Source organism: Pseudomonas sp. 1121_17, assembly GCF_052850745.1.
This window is the reverse complement of sequence record NZ_VXCX01000007.1, coordinates 57,370-72,987: the sequence shown is the minus strand read 5'-3', so window position 1 is coordinate 72,987 and position 15,618 is coordinate 57,370. Positions and strand designations below refer to the sequence as shown.

The 15,618-nt window shown below is 62.6% G+C and carries 13 protein-coding genes and 2 pseudogenes; 10 read left to right on the top strand and 5 right to left on the bottom strand.

The genetic code is table 11. From position 1 onward, the window contains the following. Nucleotides 1-74 precede the first annotated feature (74 nt). From FW789_RS14505 to FW789_RS14490, 4 genes are all read left to right on the top strand, one after another. Nucleotides 75-1,682 (top strand): tetratricopeptide repeat-containing response regulator, encoded by a 1,608-nt coding sequence (locus FW789_RS14505; RefSeq protein WP_103436064.1) that lies wholly within the window; start codon nt 75-77, stop codon nt 1,680-1,682. Then, the gene (locus FW789_RS14500) at nt 1,679-2,371 is read left to right on the top strand and encodes a sensor histidine kinase (protein ID WP_103436065.1); all 693 of its coding nucleotides are present in this window, start codon (nt 1,679-1,681) and stop codon (nt 2,369-2,371) included. Before FW789_RS14505 ends, FW789_RS14500 begins: the two co-directional genes overlap by 4 nt. A 44-nt stretch (nt 2,372-2,415) precedes the next feature. Continuing rightward, on the top strand, nt 2,416-3,060 hold the full coding sequence (locus tag FW789_RS14495) for an MBL fold metallo-hydrolase (protein WP_101322941.1): 645 nt from the start codon (nt 2,416-2,418) through the stop codon (nt 3,058-3,060). A 93-nt stretch (nt 3,061-3,153) separates the two neighbouring features. After that, entirely contained in the window at nt 3,154-3,837 is a 684-nt protein-coding gene (locus FW789_RS14490) for an OmpA family protein (protein WP_178080745.1), read from the top strand. A 51-nt stretch (nt 3,838-3,888) separates the two neighbouring features. Here FW789_RS14490 and pta read toward each other — a convergent pair whose 3' ends face one another. Next, nucleotides 3,889-5,976, bottom strand: coding sequence for a phosphate acetyltransferase (pta, locus tag FW789_RS14485; RefSeq protein ID WP_101316566.1), 2,088 nt, complete (start codon nt 5,974-5,976; stop codon nt 3,889-3,891). A 50-nt stretch (nt 5,977-6,026) separates the two neighbouring features. Next, a pseudogene (locus tag FW789_RS14480) lies at nt 6,027-6,342 on the bottom strand (DUF3565 domain-containing protein). On the opposite strand from FW789_RS14480, the gene FW789_RS14475 reads away from it, so the two are divergent. Beyond that, a complete protein-coding gene (locus FW789_RS14475) occupies nt 6,311-6,796 on the top strand; it encodes an FKBP-type peptidyl-prolyl cis-trans isomerase (RefSeq protein ID WP_101316570.1) in 486 nt (161 codons plus the stop codon). The pseudogene FW789_RS14480 and the gene FW789_RS14475 sit on opposite strands and share 32 nt — an antisense overlap. 145 nt (nt 6,797-6,941) lie before the next feature. Next, nucleotides 6,942-7,424 carry a glutathione peroxidase gene (locus tag FW789_RS14470; RefSeq protein ID WP_207072755.1) on the top strand — a complete coding sequence of 161 codons (483 nt, stop codon included), beginning with the start codon at nt 6,942-6,944 and terminating at the stop codon, nt 7,422-7,424. Here the strand turns inward: FW789_RS14470 and FW789_RS14465 are convergent. After that, nucleotides 7,421-8,653, bottom strand: a complete 1,233-nt coding sequence (locus FW789_RS14465) for a glycosyltransferase family 4 protein (protein ID WP_446431652.1) — start codon at nt 8,651-8,653, stop codon at nt 7,421-7,423. The two genes, FW789_RS14470 and FW789_RS14465, sit on opposite strands and share 4 nt — an antisense overlap. 176 nt (nt 8,654-8,829) lie before the next feature. Here FW789_RS14465 and FW789_RS14460 point away from each other — a divergent pair. Both FW789_RS14460 and FW789_RS14455 read left to right on the top strand, forming a co-directional pair. Further along, a pseudogene (locus FW789_RS14460) lies at nt 8,830-9,606 on the top strand (PAS domain-containing protein); the annotation flags it as partial. A gap of 108 nt (nt 9,607-9,714) precedes the next feature. Continuing rightward, a complete protein-coding gene (locus FW789_RS14455; RefSeq protein ID WP_401184781.1) occupies nt 9,715-10,146 on the top strand; it encodes a methyl-accepting chemotaxis protein in 432 nt (143 codons plus the stop codon). 37 nt (nt 10,147-10,183) lie between these two features. On the opposite strand, the gene cysZ is transcribed toward FW789_RS14455, so the two are convergent. Further along, a complete protein-coding gene (cysZ, locus tag FW789_RS14450; protein WP_446431651.1) occupies nt 10,184-10,912 on the bottom strand; it encodes a sulfate transporter CysZ in 729 nt (242 codons plus the stop codon). A gap of 327 nt (nt 10,913-11,239) precedes the next feature. Between cysZ and trxB the strand changes: the two genes are divergently transcribed. After that, on the top strand, nt 11,240-12,202 hold the full coding sequence (trxB, locus tag FW789_RS14445; protein WP_103436071.1) for a thioredoxin-disulfide reductase: 963 nt from the start codon (nt 11,240-11,242) through the stop codon (nt 12,200-12,202). 68 nt (nt 12,203-12,270) lie between these two features. Here trxB and nadC read toward each other — a convergent pair whose 3' ends face one another. After that, the gene (gene nadC, locus FW789_RS14440) at nt 12,271-13,119 is read right to left on the bottom strand and encodes a carboxylating nicotinate-nucleotide diphosphorylase (protein WP_101316583.1); all 849 of its coding nucleotides are present in this window, start codon (nt 13,117-13,119) and stop codon (nt 12,271-12,273) included. A 222-nt stretch (nt 13,120-13,341) separates the two neighbouring features. Between nadC and FW789_RS14435 the strand changes: the two genes are divergently transcribed. After that, nucleotides 13,342-15,510: a DUF1631 domain-containing protein gene (locus tag FW789_RS14435; RefSeq protein WP_446431650.1), complete on the top strand. Its 2,169-nt coding sequence runs from the start codon at nt 13,342-13,344 to the stop codon at nt 15,508-15,510. Nucleotides 15,511-15,618 lie beyond the last annotated feature (108 nt).

Genomic DNA, 15,618 nt, shown 5'->3' with positions numbered 1-15,618 from the left:
GCTGCCGATAAACAGATCGGCGACACGCATCGCCTCGGGTCATTTTCCATCTTCTGCCATGACAGGTCGTGTTGATGCTGCAGTACGGGCAAAAAAGCTTTCTGATCGTCGACGACTTCACCGACTTTCGCACCTCGGCCCGCTCCATGCTCCGCGAGCTGGGCGCGCGCGATGTGGACACCGCTGACAGCGGCGAACAGGCGCTGCGCATGTGCGCGCAGAAACGCTATGACTTCATCCTGCAGGACTTTCACCTGGGCGATGGCAAGAAGAACGGTCAGCAGGTACTCGAGGACCTGATCCTCGACAAGTTGATCAGCCACGAGTGCGGGTTCCTCATGGTCACCGCCGAGAGCAGCCAGGCCATTGTTCTCAGCACCCTCGAGCACGAGCCGGATGCCTACCTGACCAAGCCGTTCAACCGTGTCGGTCTGGCCCAGCGCCTGGAAAAACTGCTGCAGCGTAAAACCCTGCTCAAGCCGATTCTGCAGGCACTTGATCGCGGTCGCCCCGCCGAAGTGATGGCCGCCTGTGCTGCCCTGTGCAAGCAGGACCCGCGCTTTGCCCCGCTGTGCCTGCGCTACCGCGCCGATGCCCTGCGCGATCTCGGCCGCTTCGAAGAGCTGGAGAAGTTTCTCTCGTCGATCCTCGCCAGCAGACCGCAGCCGTGGGTCTACTCGATGCTCGGCAGCGTGCTGCACAAACGCGGCCAGAACGATCAGGCCAAGGGCGTGTACGAGCAGGCGCTGAAAGCCTTCCCGATCATGCCAGGGCTGTATGACGGCATGGCCGATGTGCTGGTCGCCCAGGGCGATAACAAGCGTGCCCAGCACATGCTCGAGGAGGCCGTGCGCCTGTCGCCACTGGCAGTACGCCGGCAGGCCGCGCTGGGTAAGCTGGCGATGGGCAACGACGATTTCGAAAGCGCGTCCAAGGCCTTCCGTCATGCTGTCAGCCAGGGCCAGAGCTCGCGCTACAAGGACGCCGAAACCAACCTTGGCCTGGCTCAGGCGCTGATGAGCAAGAACGCAGGTTTTGGCCTCGACGCACGCACCCGGGTCGAGATCAACACCGTGCTCAGCGAGGTGGCCAAGGAGAACGGCGAGGACCAGGGCCTGCAAGTGCGCGCCCGGTTGATGAAGGCGGCCAGCCTGCAACAGGCCGGCGACCCTGAAACCGCCGCCAAGTTGACCGAGCAGGCCATGCAGCGGCTGGACAACATGGACCAGTTCTTCTCGGTCGACGCCGCCCTGACCGTGGCCAAGCAGCTCCAGCAACTGGGCCAGGAGGCAGCCGGCACCAGCATCCTCAAGGGCTGCGTGGAAACCTACGGCGATGACCCCAAGGTCATGCAGAGCGTAGCCAAGATGACCGACGACCCAACGGTGCTGGGCGCCGTGACCGAAGCGGTCGATCTCAACCGCCAAGGGGTTCGCTGCTATCAGGCCGGCCAGCTCGACGAGGCCTTGGGGATGTTCCGCCGAGCGCTGTCGCTACAGCCAAAAAACATCAGTATCGCCCTGAACACGGCTCAGGCCCTGTTGCGTATCGCCGGCGAGTCGCCTTCGCCCGAATACATGCTGGAGTGTCGCAGCTGCCTGCAAAGCGTGGCCGGCATCCCCGCCAGCGACAGCCGCTACGAGCGTTATCGAAAACTGCATATGCGGGTGTTTGGCGCATGAACCAGGAAAACTCGGGGCTGGATTTCTCGACAGTGATCGCCTCAACTGTCCACGACATGAAAAACTCGCTGTCAGCGTTGATCCAGGCGCATAACCAGTGGCTGGCGCGGCTGCCCGAAGCGCAGCGGCAAGGCACCGAGCAGGGCGTCATAGAGCATGAATTCGGCCACCTTAACGGCATGCTGGTGCAGATGCTCGGGCTGTACAAGCTGGGCGTCAATCAGCTGCCGATCTGCCCTGGCTACCACGAGCTGGAAGATTTCATCGAGGCGCAGTTGGCGGCGCATCAGGAGATCCTCAAGCACCGCGATATCCTCGCCACCTGGCGTATCGAAAGCGCCAGCCCGCTGGGCTTCTTCGACCGCGAGCTGGTGGCTTCGGTGATCTCCAACGTGCTCACCAACGCCATTCGCTACGCCGGCCACGCCTTGCTGATCGGTATTGAAGAAAACGGCGAGCAGTTGATCATCAGCGTCAACGACGACGGCCCGGGTTATCCCGAGCGCATGCTCGAGCGGCAGCAGGATTACATTCAGGGCCTCGACGCCAGCACCGGCAGCACTGGCCTGGGCCTGTACTTCGCGGCACGGATTGCGGCCCTGCATGAGCGCAATGGCGTTACCGGCCGAATCGAAATCAGCAACGGTGGCGCCCTCGGTGGCGGTTTGTTCAGGCTCTATCTGCCCTGAGTCGAGGTATCATGTTCAGCATTCTTCAGCTGAGCAGAACCCCCATGACCAGCGCCGCCCCAAGCCTTATCCGCGAAACCTTCCCGGTCGGGCCGTTGCAGTGTAACTGCACCCTGATCGGTGATCCGCTGAGCAAGAAAGCCATCGTCGTCGACCCAGGCGGTGATCCAGAGAAGATCGTCGCCCGCTTGCAGGCCCACGGCCTGACGCTGGTCAGCATCATCCACACCCATGCCCACCTTGATCACTTTCTCGCCTCTGGCCGGCTCAAGGAGCTGACCGGCGCGACCTTGCACCTGCACAAGGACGACCAGCCGCTGTGGGATAACCTGGAGATGCAGTGCCAGATGTTTGGCGTGCCGTATACGCCCGCACCACCACCGGATCGCTGGCTCGCCGATGAAGAGGAGCTGGCCTGCGGCTGTGGCGTTGCCCTGCACACGCCTGGGCATAGCCCGGGCTCGATGAGCTTCTGGTTTGCCGATGCCAAGCTGCTGATTGCCGGCGACACCTTGTTCCGCCGCGGGATTGGCCGCACCGATTTGTGGGGTGGCGACCAGCGCACTATCGTTCGTTCGATCAAGGACCGTTTATACCGGCTGGATGAAGACGCGGTGGTGGTGGCCGGGCATGGCCCAGATACGCGCCTGGGCGATGAGATGCGCGAGAATCCTTTCGTACGCGCTTGAATATTCATGGAATTATTCAGCCCGGCAATGATCCAAACCCGGCAGGGGTCAACGTACGATCACTGCACACTTGAATTTCTGTAGGAGCTTTCCATGATGCGTCGTCTGATTATCGTCGCTACTGCCGCTGCCCTGATGGCAGGTTGTGCTGGCCAGAACCCTTATGACAACCAAGGCCAGGGTTCTGGCGGCATGAGCAAGACTGCCAAGTACGGCGGCCTGGGTGCTCTGGCCGGTGCTGTAGCCGGCGCTGCGATCGACCACAACAACCGCGGCAAGGGCGCGCTGATCGGCGCGGCTGCGGTAGGTGCTGCCGCTGCCGGTTACGGTTACTACGCCGACAAGCAGGAAGCTGCACTGCGCGAGAGCATGGCCAACACCGGCGTTGAAGTGCAGCGTGAAGGTGACCAGATCAAGCTGATCATGCCAGGCAACATCACCTTTGCCACCGACTCGGCGAACATCTCGCCAAGCTTCTACACCCCGCTGAACAACCTTGCGGGCTCGTTCAAGCAGTTCAACCAGAACACCATTGAAGTTGTCGGGTTCACCGACAGCACCGGTAGCCGCCAGCACAACATGGACTTGTCGCAGCGTCGCGCGCAGGCGGTCAGCACTTACCTGACCTCGCAGGGCGTGGATGCTTCGCGGGTGTCGGTACGTGGCCTTGGCCCGGATCAGCCGATTGCGAGCAACGCCGATGCCAACGGGCGTGCGCAGAATCGCCGGGTTGAAGTCAACCTGAAGCCGATTCCTGGGCAGCAGTATCAGCAGTAATCTGCGCCGGGGTTGAGATTGCTGGGGCTGCAAAGCAGCCCCAATACCCACTCAAATATTCCTGCTGGCCTGAATCGCCGTCAGCGCAATGGTATGCACAATGTCATCCACCTGCGCCCCGCGCGGCAGGTCGTTCACAGGCTTGCGCAAACCCTGCAGCATCGGCCCCAGGCTGACCCCGTCAGTGCTGCGTTGCACCGCCTTGTGGGTGGTATTGCCAGTATTCAGGTCAGGGAACACGAACACCGTCGCGCGCCCAGCTACCGGGCTTTGCGGCGCGAGTTGGCGGGCGATCTCCGGGTTGGCGGCAGCGTCATACTGCAACGGCCCATCGATGACCAGGCGTTGTTCGGCCTGCTGCGCCAGACGCGTTGCCTCACGCACCTTGTCGACTTCCTCGTCACTGGCCGAATCACTCGAATAGCTGATCATCGCCACCCGCGGCGCAATGCCGAAGGCCTCGGCTGACTGCGCGCTCTGCTGGGCGATCTCGGCCAGTTCGGCGGCGCTTGGGTGCGGGTTCATCACGCAGTCGCCATACACCAGTACCTGCTCCGGAAACAGCATGAAGAACACCGACGACACCAGGCTGCTGCCCGGCGCGGTCTTGATCAGTTGCAGGGCCGGGCGAATGGTGTTGGCGGTTGAATGCACCAAGCCAGAGACCAAACCGTCGACTTCATCCAGTGCCAGCATCATGGTGCCGATCACCACCGGGTCTTCCAGCTGCTGTTCGGCCATCGGCGCATTGAGGTTCTTGCTCTTGCGCAGATTGACCATCGGCTCGACGTAACGCCCACGGATCAAATCAGGGTCGAGAATTTCCAGATCCGGCGGCAGGGTAATGCCCTGCGCGCGTGCCACCGCCTGTACTTCTTCGGGCTTGGCCAGCAGCACGCAGCGGGCAATCCCACGCGCCTGGCAAATCGCGGCCGCTTGTACCAGCAGCGGCTCGGCGCCCTCAGGCAGGACGATGCGCTTGTTGGCCTGCTGGGCGCGCTGGATCAGCTGATAGCGGAACACCGCCGGCGACAGGCGCAGTTCACGCGGGGTGCCGCAGCGCTGGTGCAGCCAGGCGGCATCGAGCTGGCCGGCGACAAAATCGGTGATGAATTCGGCGCGCTCGCGGTCGTCGACCGGGATCTCGCGGTTGAGCGAGTTGAGCCGGTTGGCGGTGTCGTAGGAACCGGTGCTCACCGACAGTATCGGCAGGCCGGCCTGCAGTGCGCCGCGGCACAGTTCGAGAATGCGCGGGTCAGGCTTGCTGTCGCTGGTCAGCAACAGGCCCGCCAGCGGCACGCCGTTGATTGCCGCCAGACTTACGGCAAGGATGATGTCGTCGCGATCGCCAGGGGTCACCACCAGCGTGCCGGGCTTGAGCAGCGGCACTGTGTTGGCCACGGTGCGGGCGCAGATGATGATGGTGTTCATCCGCCGTTGCTCGTAGTCACCGGCGTTCACTACCTGAGCGCCGAGCAGATCGGCCACATCGCGGGTGCGTGGCGCGTTCAGCTCGGGTTGGTAGGGGATGCAGCCGAGCAGGCGGAAGTCATTGCCGCGCAGCAGCGGCGAATGCTCACGCAGGCGGCTGGCGAACTCGCTCATGCTCTCTTCGGTGCGGACCTTGTTGAGGATCACCCCGAGTACCTTCGGATCACGCGGGCCGCCGAACAACTGCGCCTGCAGCTCGACACGGCCGGACAGTTCGCTGAGCACTTCGTTTTCCGGCGCCGACACCAGAATCACCTCGGCATCCAGGCTTTTCGCCAGATGCAGGTTGACCCGCGCCGCGTAGCTGGCATGCCGGGTCGGCACCATGCCTTCGACCACCACCACGTCCTTGCCGACGCAGGCCTGTTGGTACAGGCGAATGATTTCTTCGAGCAGTTCGTCGAGCTGGCCGTCGCCGAGCATGCGCTCGACCTGGCCCAGGCTCAGCGGCGTCGGCGGCTTCAGGCCGTGGGTGCGCGCCATCAGCTCGGTCGAGCGCTCCGGGCCGGTGTCACCCGGATGGGGCTGGGCAATGGGCTTGAAGAAGCCGACCTTGAGACCGCCGCGCTCGAGAGCGCGTACCAGGCCGAGGCTGATGGAGGTCAGGCCGACACCGAAGTCGGTCGGTGCGATGAAAAATGTCTGCATGCGTGCTTCTCGAAATAAGCGGTGCAAAGAACCAATCGCCAAGGGTATCGCTAATCGGCACCTTGTGCGCACCATCCACACGCGAATGTCTGGCCGATGCGCTGTTCGCGCTCGGCGGCCTCGAGCACCCACGGGCGTGCTTGCCAGGGCGGTTGATGGCGCAGATGCTGGGTATGCCCGCACGTCAGCTCGACCACCCAGTGGCCCTGTTCATCCTGATGAAAACCGCTGACCCGACTGACGGGGCGGGCATCGCCTGCAGTGCGTTCGCAATCGGGCGATGCGTTGGTTACACTTGTCCGCTCTACATTCTTTTGCAAAAGGTCTCGCCCCCATGCCGATCGCCGCCAACAAGGCCGTCTCCATCGACTATACCCTGACCAACGACGCCGGGGAGGTGATTGACAGCTCCTCTGGCGGCGCGCCGCTGGTTTACCTGCACGGTTCCGGCAACATCATCCCAGGCCTGGAAAAAGCCCTGGAAGGGAAAGATGTCGGCGAAGAACTGAACGTTACCATCGAGCCGGAAGACGCCTACGGCGAATACCTGGCCGAGCTGGTCAGCACCCTCAACCGCAGCATGTTCGAAGGTGTCGACGTGCTCGAAGTCGGCATGCAGTTCCACGCTTCGGCGCCGGACGGCCAGATGCAGATCGTTACCATCCGTGACCTGGACGGCGACGACGTAACTGTCGATGGCAACCACCCACTGGCCGGTCAGCGCCTGACCTTCCAGGTCAAGGTCGTTGCGGTCCGTGATGCCAGCGAAGAAGAAGTTGCCCATGGCCACGTCCATGGCGAAGGCGGCCATCAGCACTGATATCTGCGCTAAGCTCAGACAGTCGCCAGGCGCTCGGGCAAGCCGTACTTGCCCTCCATGGGAGGGTTGACGGTTGGCCCGCGCGCCTTTTTAGTGGGCGCCGTTTGCTCCAGCGACAATCAGAACGTAGGAAGGGGGAGTCATCATGAGTGCATTTCACGAGCTGACGTTGCATGCGTTGGATGGCGAGGATCTACCCCTTGCGCCGTTCAAGGGCCTGGTGGTGCTGGTGGTCAATGTGGCCTCCAAGTGTGGCCTGACCCCGCAGTACGCCTCGCTTGAATCGTTGCACCAGCTGTACAAGGCCAAGGGTTTCAGCGTGCTTGGCTTGCCATGCAACCAGTTCGCCGGCCAGGAGCCGGGCAGCGAGCGTGAAATTCAGGAATTCTGCAGCCTCAACTATGGGGTGAGTTTTCCGCTGAGCAGCAAGCTTGAAGTCAATGGTCCTCAGCGCCACTCGTTGTATCGGCTGCTGGCGGGCGAGGGTGCCGAGTATCCGGGCGATATCAGCTGGAATTTCGAAAAGTTTCTGGTGGGCAAGGACGGCCGCGTGCTGGCTCGCTTCGCCCCGCGCACTACACCTGATGACCCTGCACTGGTGCAGGCGATCGAAAAAGCCTTGGCTTAACGGTGCTGTTGCGAGCGGCCGGGGCTGGCTAACCGGCCCATCGCGGGCAACGGCAGCGGCGCTCTGGCGCGGGTTGCGTCGCAGGCCTGCTGCCAGGCATCGCACAAATACCCTTCGAACTGCTCGACGATAGCTGGCCAACCTTGGCGGCTGGCATGCTGCCGCGCATTCAGGCGAACCCGGCGCAGGGTTTCGCTTTCCTCAAGTAACCAGCACGCTGCATCGATGAACCCGATCTGATCCCCGGGCATAGCCACGGCCCCGCTGTGCCCGTGACGCACGTGCTGAGCCGCTGCGGCTTGGTCATAAGCGACCACGGCCAGGCCTGAGGCCATGGCCTCGAGGACGACGTTGCCAAACGTCTCGGTCAAACTTGGGAACAGGAACACATCGCCGCTGGCGTAGTGCTCGGCAAGGTGTTGGCCACGCTGCGCGCCGCAGAACACCGCGTCTGGCAGTTGCTGCTCGAGGCTGGCCCGCTGTGGGCCGTCGCCGACCATGATCAGGCGCAGGCGCTGTTGTGGATAACGCTGCTGGAGGGCTTGCAGGCAAGGCTTGAGCAGGTTCAGGTTTTTTTCCGCAGCCAGCCGGCCGACATACATTATCGCCAGGTCTTGCTCGGCCAAGCCCCATGCTTCACGCAGCAGCTGGCTGCGGCGGGCGGGATTGAACAGGCAGGCATCGACTCCGCGTGCGAGCATGGCCAGTTGGGTAAAACCGCGTCGTTCGAGGTCCACCCGTTGGCTGATGCTTGGTACCAGCGTCACCGCGCTGCGCCGGTGGAACCAGCGCAGGTAGTGGGTCAGCAGCCGGGCCAGCAGGCCAAGCCCGTACTGGCCTGCATACTGCGGAAAATTGGTGTGAAAGCCGCTGACCACGGCAATCTTCAAACGGCGTGCGGCGCGCAGCGCACTCAGCCCCAACGGGCCCTCGGTGGCGATATAGATCACATCTGGCCGCTGCCTGCGCCAGCGCCGCAGCAGCTTGTGCAGGGAAATGCCGCCCCATTGCAGGTCGGGGTAACCTGGCAGCGGCCAGCCTTTGCACAGTAGCAGGTCAGCGTCGTCAAGGCGCAGTGGATCGTGGGCCTGGCGCGGGCGCACCAGCTCAACGCTGTGGCCGCGCTCGCGCAGACCGTCACTCAACCGGCCGAGGGTATTGGCCACGCCATTGACTTCAGGGGCAAATGTCTCGCTGACGAAGGTGATGCGCAGGCTTGGAGTGTTCATGACAAAAGTTTCCGCCTGCCCGATTGCGTTCCCATGACCACTTTATGACCGGCAAGTGACGTCTGGTTGCGGAATGCCTAGTGCGCGGAATATTTCCCAGCAGGCCGCTCAAGAACGTTCATATATCTGCCGATGCAGATGGATTCGGATGGCCGGTGCGCTCCAGGAGTGCGGTAATGTTCAACAGCAAGCTCAAAAAAGAAAACCAGCAACTGCGCGAGGACTTGATGTCCATGGAGCAGGTCAAGGACAGCCTCGACAGCGAAATGCTGGTGCTGCAGCTGGACCCGCAGGGGCGCATCGAAACGGTCAACGCCAACTTTGAGCGTGAGATGTTCTATCGCGCTGACCAGTTGCTCGGCCGTAGCCTTGAAGAGATCGTTCCGGCGCACGTCAAGAAACTCGACTTCTATGAGCGCATGAAATCCGCCATCAGCACCGGCGCCCACCTCAATGGCGCTTTCCGCCTACTGCGTGGCAATGGCGAAGAGGCGTGGCTGCGCTCGATACTGCAGCCGGTGCGGGATTTCCAGGGCCGCATCAAGTACTTCACGCTGCACTCCAGCGACCTGACCCGGACCATTGCCAGTTCGCGTGAGCACGAGAGCCTGATCAATGCACTGATGCGCTCCACGGCTGTCATCGAATTCAGCCTCGATGGCCATGTACTGACCGCCAACGAGCGCTTCCTGCAGACCATGGGTTATCGCCTGGAGCAGGTCAAAGGCAAGCATCACCGTCAGTTCTGCGAGCCTGAAGAAGCCAACTCAGCCGGTTACCAGGTGTTCTGGGACAAGCTGCGCCGTGGCGAGTTTGTCGCTGACCGGTTCAAACGGGTTGATGCCAATGGCCGCGTGGTGTGGCTGGAAGCGTCCTACAACCCAATCATCGACGCCCACGACGTGCTCTACAAAGTGGTCAAGTTCGCCACAGTGATTACCGACCAGGTCAACCAGGAGCAGGCTGTCGCCCAGGCTGCCGATATCGCCTACAGCACCTCGCTTGGTACAGATGCCAGCGCCTGCAAGGCCAATGATGTGGTGACTCAGACCGTCAGCGTGATGCGCGGCCTGGAAGCCTCGATGCAGCAGGCTGCAGAAGGTATTCAGGCGCTGGATACCCAGTCACGGGTGATTGGCTCGATTATCAAGACCATCAGCGATATTGCCGGGCAGACCAACCTGCTGGCGCTTAACGCCGCCATCGAAGCGGCCCGCGCCGGTGAGCAGGGCAGGGGCTTTGCCGTGGTCGCCGATGAAGTACGCCAGTTGGCCTCGCGCACCAGCACCGCCACCGAAGAGATCGCCCGGGTCGTGCAGCAGAACGAGCAGTTGGCGTTAGCCGCGGTGGCTATCATCGACACCAGCAAGCGTCAGGCCGAGCAGGGCCTGAGCCTGGCCGGCGAGACTGGCGCGGTGATCACCGAGATTCAGGATGGCGCCAAGCGCGTGGTCGAAGTAGTGGGGCAGTTCTCCAGCCAATTGGGCTCTTGAGCCTTGCTCTGGGGCCGTGCACCGGCCCCAGAGCCAATCAGCTGCGTTCGCGCACCCAGAACAACGTCGCCCCGGCCACCGCTGCCGGCATCATCACGATGTTGACGAACGGGATCATCAACGCCAGATAAGTGATGCCGCCAAAGCCCATGCTCTGCCAGCGCTTCTGGCGCAGCCAGGCGAGCATGTCCTGCCAGCTCACCTTGTTGTTGTCGGCCGGATAGTCGATGTACTGGATGGCCATCATCCACACGCCGAAAATCAGCCACAGTGGTGCGGCAATGACGTTTACCACCGGGATGAACGAGAGAATGAACAGCGCCAGTGCGCGCGGCAAGAAGTAGCCCAGCTTGCGCATTTCGCGGCTCAAGGTGCGCGGCACCATGGCGATCAGCTCGCCCCAGCTGAACGGCGGGAAGGTGTCCTGGCCGCGCACCACCACTTCGACCTTTTCTGCCAGAAAGCCGTTGAAGGGCGCCGCGACAATGTTGGCCACCAGGGTGAAGGTGAAGAACACCATCAGCACCACCAGCGCCACGAACAGCGGCCAGATGATGTAGGTGAGAAAGCTCAGCCACTCCGGCAGAGTTGGCATCAGCGTGTCGACCCACAGGCTGAACTGATGCGCGGCTAGGTACACCAGGCCACCGAACAGCAGCAGGTTGATCGCCAGCGGCAGCAGCACGAACAAGCGCAGGCCAGGGGTCAGGATCAGCTTGAGGCCTTCACGCAGGTATTGCGGGCCGGATAGAACAGGGGCTTGCATGGAGACGCTCCGCAGAAGGTAAACGCGCTGACCTTACCGAGTTTGCTGGCGTGACGGAAGCCGGCCGAGCAGCGCGCAACCGGCTGTAACAAAACCTCGCGGGACCTCTCTATCGATTTTGCTGGTGGATAGAGCGTGTCTATAAGGTGGATTGTCTGAGGATATTTCCTTAATCTCTGCGACCTCGCTACAGTGCGTTCAACTTTTAGAGGTTTCGGACTTGCGCGTTTTAGCCTTCCCCAAGTGCTGCGTGGGTCCATTTTTATTTCCAGCCGCCGCCGGCGCTTTGCAGCCGACCCCGTGCGGCCCGCTCGACAGGAGTTCGACATGTCTGAAGTACGTCATTCGCGGGTGATCATTCTCGGTTCCGGCCCTGCCGGCTACAGCGCTGCGGTCTACGCTGCGCGTGCCAACCTCAAGCCCCTGTTGATTACCGGCATGCAGGCCGGTGGCCAGCTGACCACCACCACCGAAGTCGACAACTGGCCGGGCGACCCCCATGGCCTGACCGGCCCAGCGCTGATGCAGCGTATGCAAGAGCACGCCGAGCGCTTCGAGACCGAGATCGTCTTCGACCACATCAACGCGGTTGACCTGGCCAACAAGCCGTTCACTCTGCAAGGCGACAGCGGCACCTACACCTGCGACGCGCTGATCGTCGCTACCGGTGCCAGTGCGCGTTACCTGGGCCTGCCGTCGGAAGAAGCGTTCATGGGCAAGGGCGTGTCTGCCTGCGCAACCTGCGACGGTTTCTTCTACCGCAACAAGCCGGTAGCGGTCGTCGGCGGCGGCAACACTGCCGTTGAAGAGGCGCTGTACCTGGCCAACATCGCCAGCAAGGTGACCCTGGTGCACCGTCGCGAAACCTTCCGCGCCGAGAAGATCCTGGTCGACAAGCTCAACGCGCGGGTTGCCGAAGGCAAGATCGAGCTCAAGCTCAACGCCACCCTCGACGAAGTGTTGGGCGACAACATGGGCGTGACCGGTGCGCGCCTGAAAAACAACGACGGCAGCAGCGACCAAATCACTGTTGACGGCGTGTTCATCGCGATCGGCCACACCCCGAACACATCGCTGTTCGAAGGCCAGCTGACCTTGAAGGACGGCTACCTGGTGGTCAGCGGCAGCCGTGAAGGCAACGCCACTGCAACCAACGTCGAAGGCGTGTTCGCAGCCGGCGACGTGGCCGACCACGTCTACCGTCAGGCGATCACCTCAGCGGGTGCTGGCTGCATGGCTGCACTGGACGTCGAGCGGTACCTGGACGGCTTGGCCAACGCTTCGTTCTAAGCCGCCAGCGTCAAAACGCGGGGCAATGGGCACGGTTCGCAACCGGCGCTCATTGCCCCGCGTTGCGTTTACAGGCTCAAGCGCATCGACAGGTCGACCGCTTTGACGTCCTTGGTCATTGCGCCGATCGAGATGTAGTCGACCCCGGTCTCGGCGATCACCCGCAGGGTGCTTTCATTGACACCGCCGCTGGCCTCGAGCTTGGCCTTGCCGGCATTGATCCGCACCGCTTCGCGCATTTCATCCAGGCTCAGCTCGTCAAGCATGACGATATCGGCCCCGGCCGCCAGCGCCTGGCGCAGCTCATCCAGACTCTCCACTTCGATCTCGACCGGCTTGCCTGGCGCGATGCGGTGCGCTGCAGCTACTGCTTCGGCAACGCCACCGCTGGCGGCGATGTGGTTTTCCTTGATCAGGAACGCGTCATACAGGCCGATGCGGTGGTTGTGGCATCCGCCACAGGTCACCGCGTACTTCTGCGCCAGGCGCAGGCCGGGTAGGGTCTTGCGGGTATCGAGCAAGCGCACCTGGGTGCCTTCGACCAGGTCCGCGAGGAACCGCGCCCGGGTGGCCACGCCTGACAGCAGCTGGAGGAAGTTAAGCGCTGAACGTTCGCCGGTCAGCAGCGAGCGGGCTGGGCCTTCGAGGTGAAACAGCGGCTGGTTGGCCTTGGCCAGGTCGCCATCGACCACTTGCCAATGCACCGCGACCCGCGGATCGAGCTGGCGAAACACCGCATCGACCCAGGCACTGCCGGCCACCACGCAGTCTTCGCGGGTGATGATGGTGGCCTTGGCCAGGCGCTCGGCCGGGATCAGTTGTGCGGTGATATCGCCATTGCCGACGTCCTCGAGCAACGCGCGGCGCACGTTGGCTTCGATTTCGGCAGTCAGGTCGGCGAGGCGTAGGTTCGGCATGGTCGGCTCCACAAGCTAGATGCCGGCGATTATAGGGCAGGGGGGCGGTGTGTACAGTCATGCCGCTGATGACCTTTGGTCAGAACAGGGGAGCATTTCGTCTGATTAGTGGTCTTTTCACCGGGGCATGCACTACGTGGTGGCAGCTGTAAGACTTTTTGTCGATAATAGCGTCCAGTATTTGGCGTCATGGCTTTGACGATTTCCTGCAAGGAGTTAGGGATGCATACAGAAGGCAAGGTGGTGCCCTTGGTGGCGGCCGCCGACAGAGGTGCGCGCGTGCCCTCGCTGAGCCTTCCGATCGTGCTCCTGCAGGTACGGGACAAGGCTGTTCTGCAATTGCGCCAAGGCCTGCAGGCCCTGTTCGACAATGCTGACGACAGGCTGTTCGAGATGGCGGACCGGACCGGTGAGCGGGTCGATCAGAACCTCTACTTCGAAGCGATGCGCGACCTGCGGCTGAAGCGCAAGAGTATCGAGCGGGAGTTTCTCGATGCGTTCTATGACGCCTTCGCCCGTATCGGCCAGGCCGAGCGCGTACCTTATCTGGCGATTACCGAATCGCTGCGCAACGCTGCTCAACCGGAGCGGGCGGCGGCCATCGAGGGCATGCTGGCGCGGGTGTTGTCGCGTGATGGCTTTGCCCTTGATCAGCTCGGCTTGCGCTTCCAGGCGCTGCTGGAGATGCCCCTTGAACTGCGCCGCAATCCGTTGGGCCCGGAGTGCCTGTGTGGGTTCTTTCTGGATGCCGGGCGCAGCCTGGGGGTTGGCCCGCAGGTCAAGCTGATCCTGCTCAAGCTGTTCGAACGCTATGTGCTGCGTGATCTTGATCTATTGTACGGCGAAGCCAATCAACTGCTCGCTGCAGCCGGCATCCTGCCCGAACTGATGCCCGCGCCGCGGCGCCGCGCCGAAGACCGGCCGCTGACCCACCTGCACAGCGCTGACTGTCACGCCCAGGCCGATCCGGCCGACGGCGACAGTACTGGCCAGGACTTCTTCGCCAGCCTGCAACCGCTGCTGGCGCCTGCTCGCGGGCGTTTCGCGCCGCGCCTGCAGAGCGTGGCAACCGCCGAGCCAATCAATACCGCCGATCTGCTGCGGCTACTGTCGCATTTGCAGCACTACGTGCCCGGCGTGGCTGATGCCGACGACTTCAACCTGAGCCAGCAGCTGGAACAGTTGCTGCTGCGGGTCGGCGTACGCAGCGGCAACCGCCGGCGGATCGGCAACTACGACGAAGATGTGATCAACCTGGTCGGCTTGCTCTTCGACTTTATCCAGACTGACGACAACCTGCCGAGCAACCTGCGCGAACTGCTCGCGCGTCTGCATATTCCGCTGCTGAAAGTGGCCTTGCTCGACAGGGGCCTGTTCAGCCGCGCCAACCACCCGGCGCGGCGCTTGCTCGACGAGATCGCCGCCGCAGCGCTGGGCTGGGAGGCTGACGAACAGGTGCCGCGTGGCGGGCCGCAGCAGCGAGTCGAGCGCATCGTCCAGCGTTTGCTTAACGATTACGCTGAAGATCCGCAGTTGTTCGCCGAGCTGCTCGAGGATTTTCTCGCCTTCAATCAGGATGAGCGCCGCCGCAACGAACTGCTCGAGCAGCGCACCCGCGATGCCGAGGAGGGTCGGGCGCGCACCGTGCAGGCGCGACAGCGCGTGCAGCAGGAACTGAACCTGCGCCTGCACGGGCGGATGCTGCCGCAGACGCTGGTGCAGATGCTGGTGCAGTCCTGGAGCCAGGTGCTGTTGCTGGCATGGCTCAAGCATGGCGAAGCCTCACCGGCCTGGCGCCAGGGCCTGGCGACTATGGATAGCTTGCTTGCCAGCATCAGTGCGCACCGCAGTGCCGAGGCTTGTGCGCAGTTGCTCGAACAAGTGCCGGGGCTGCTCAAGGCGTTGCGTGATGGGTTGGCCAGTGTCGCCCAGGACTCGACCGCGGCTCGGGAGTTCTTCGCCGAGCTTGAGCAGTTGCACCTGCGGGCGTGTGGTGGTGTGAGCCAACTTGATCAAGAGGCGCTGATCAGTGAGGTGTTGGTGGCTGATGAGATTGTCCTCGCCGTCGCTGACGAGACTACCTGTGATGCGCCTTTTGACGACAGCAGCGAATATGCTCGGCAAGTTCGCCAGTTGCGTGTTGGTAGCTGGTTGGAAGTGCTTGAAGAAGCCGGCCCGCTGCGCTGCAAGCTGGTGGTCAGGATCGATAGCTGCGACCGGTTGGTGTTTACCAGTCGGACCGGGATCAAGGTGCGTGAATGGAGTCGCGGTGGGTTGGCTTTGGCGCTGGCCAATGGGGAGGTGCGGGTGCTTGATGATGGACCTCTGTTTGAACGTGCGCTTGATGCGGCGTTGCAGCAGTTGCGCGGGTCGCTTACGCACAGTCATTGAGCAAGGCCGCACAGCGGCCCTGGCTATCTTGAGTGCCGGTTTTCATGGCTGGCTCATTCATCGGATAAAGCCCCGGATGCGCAAGACGAAGCAAATTGGCTAGATAAC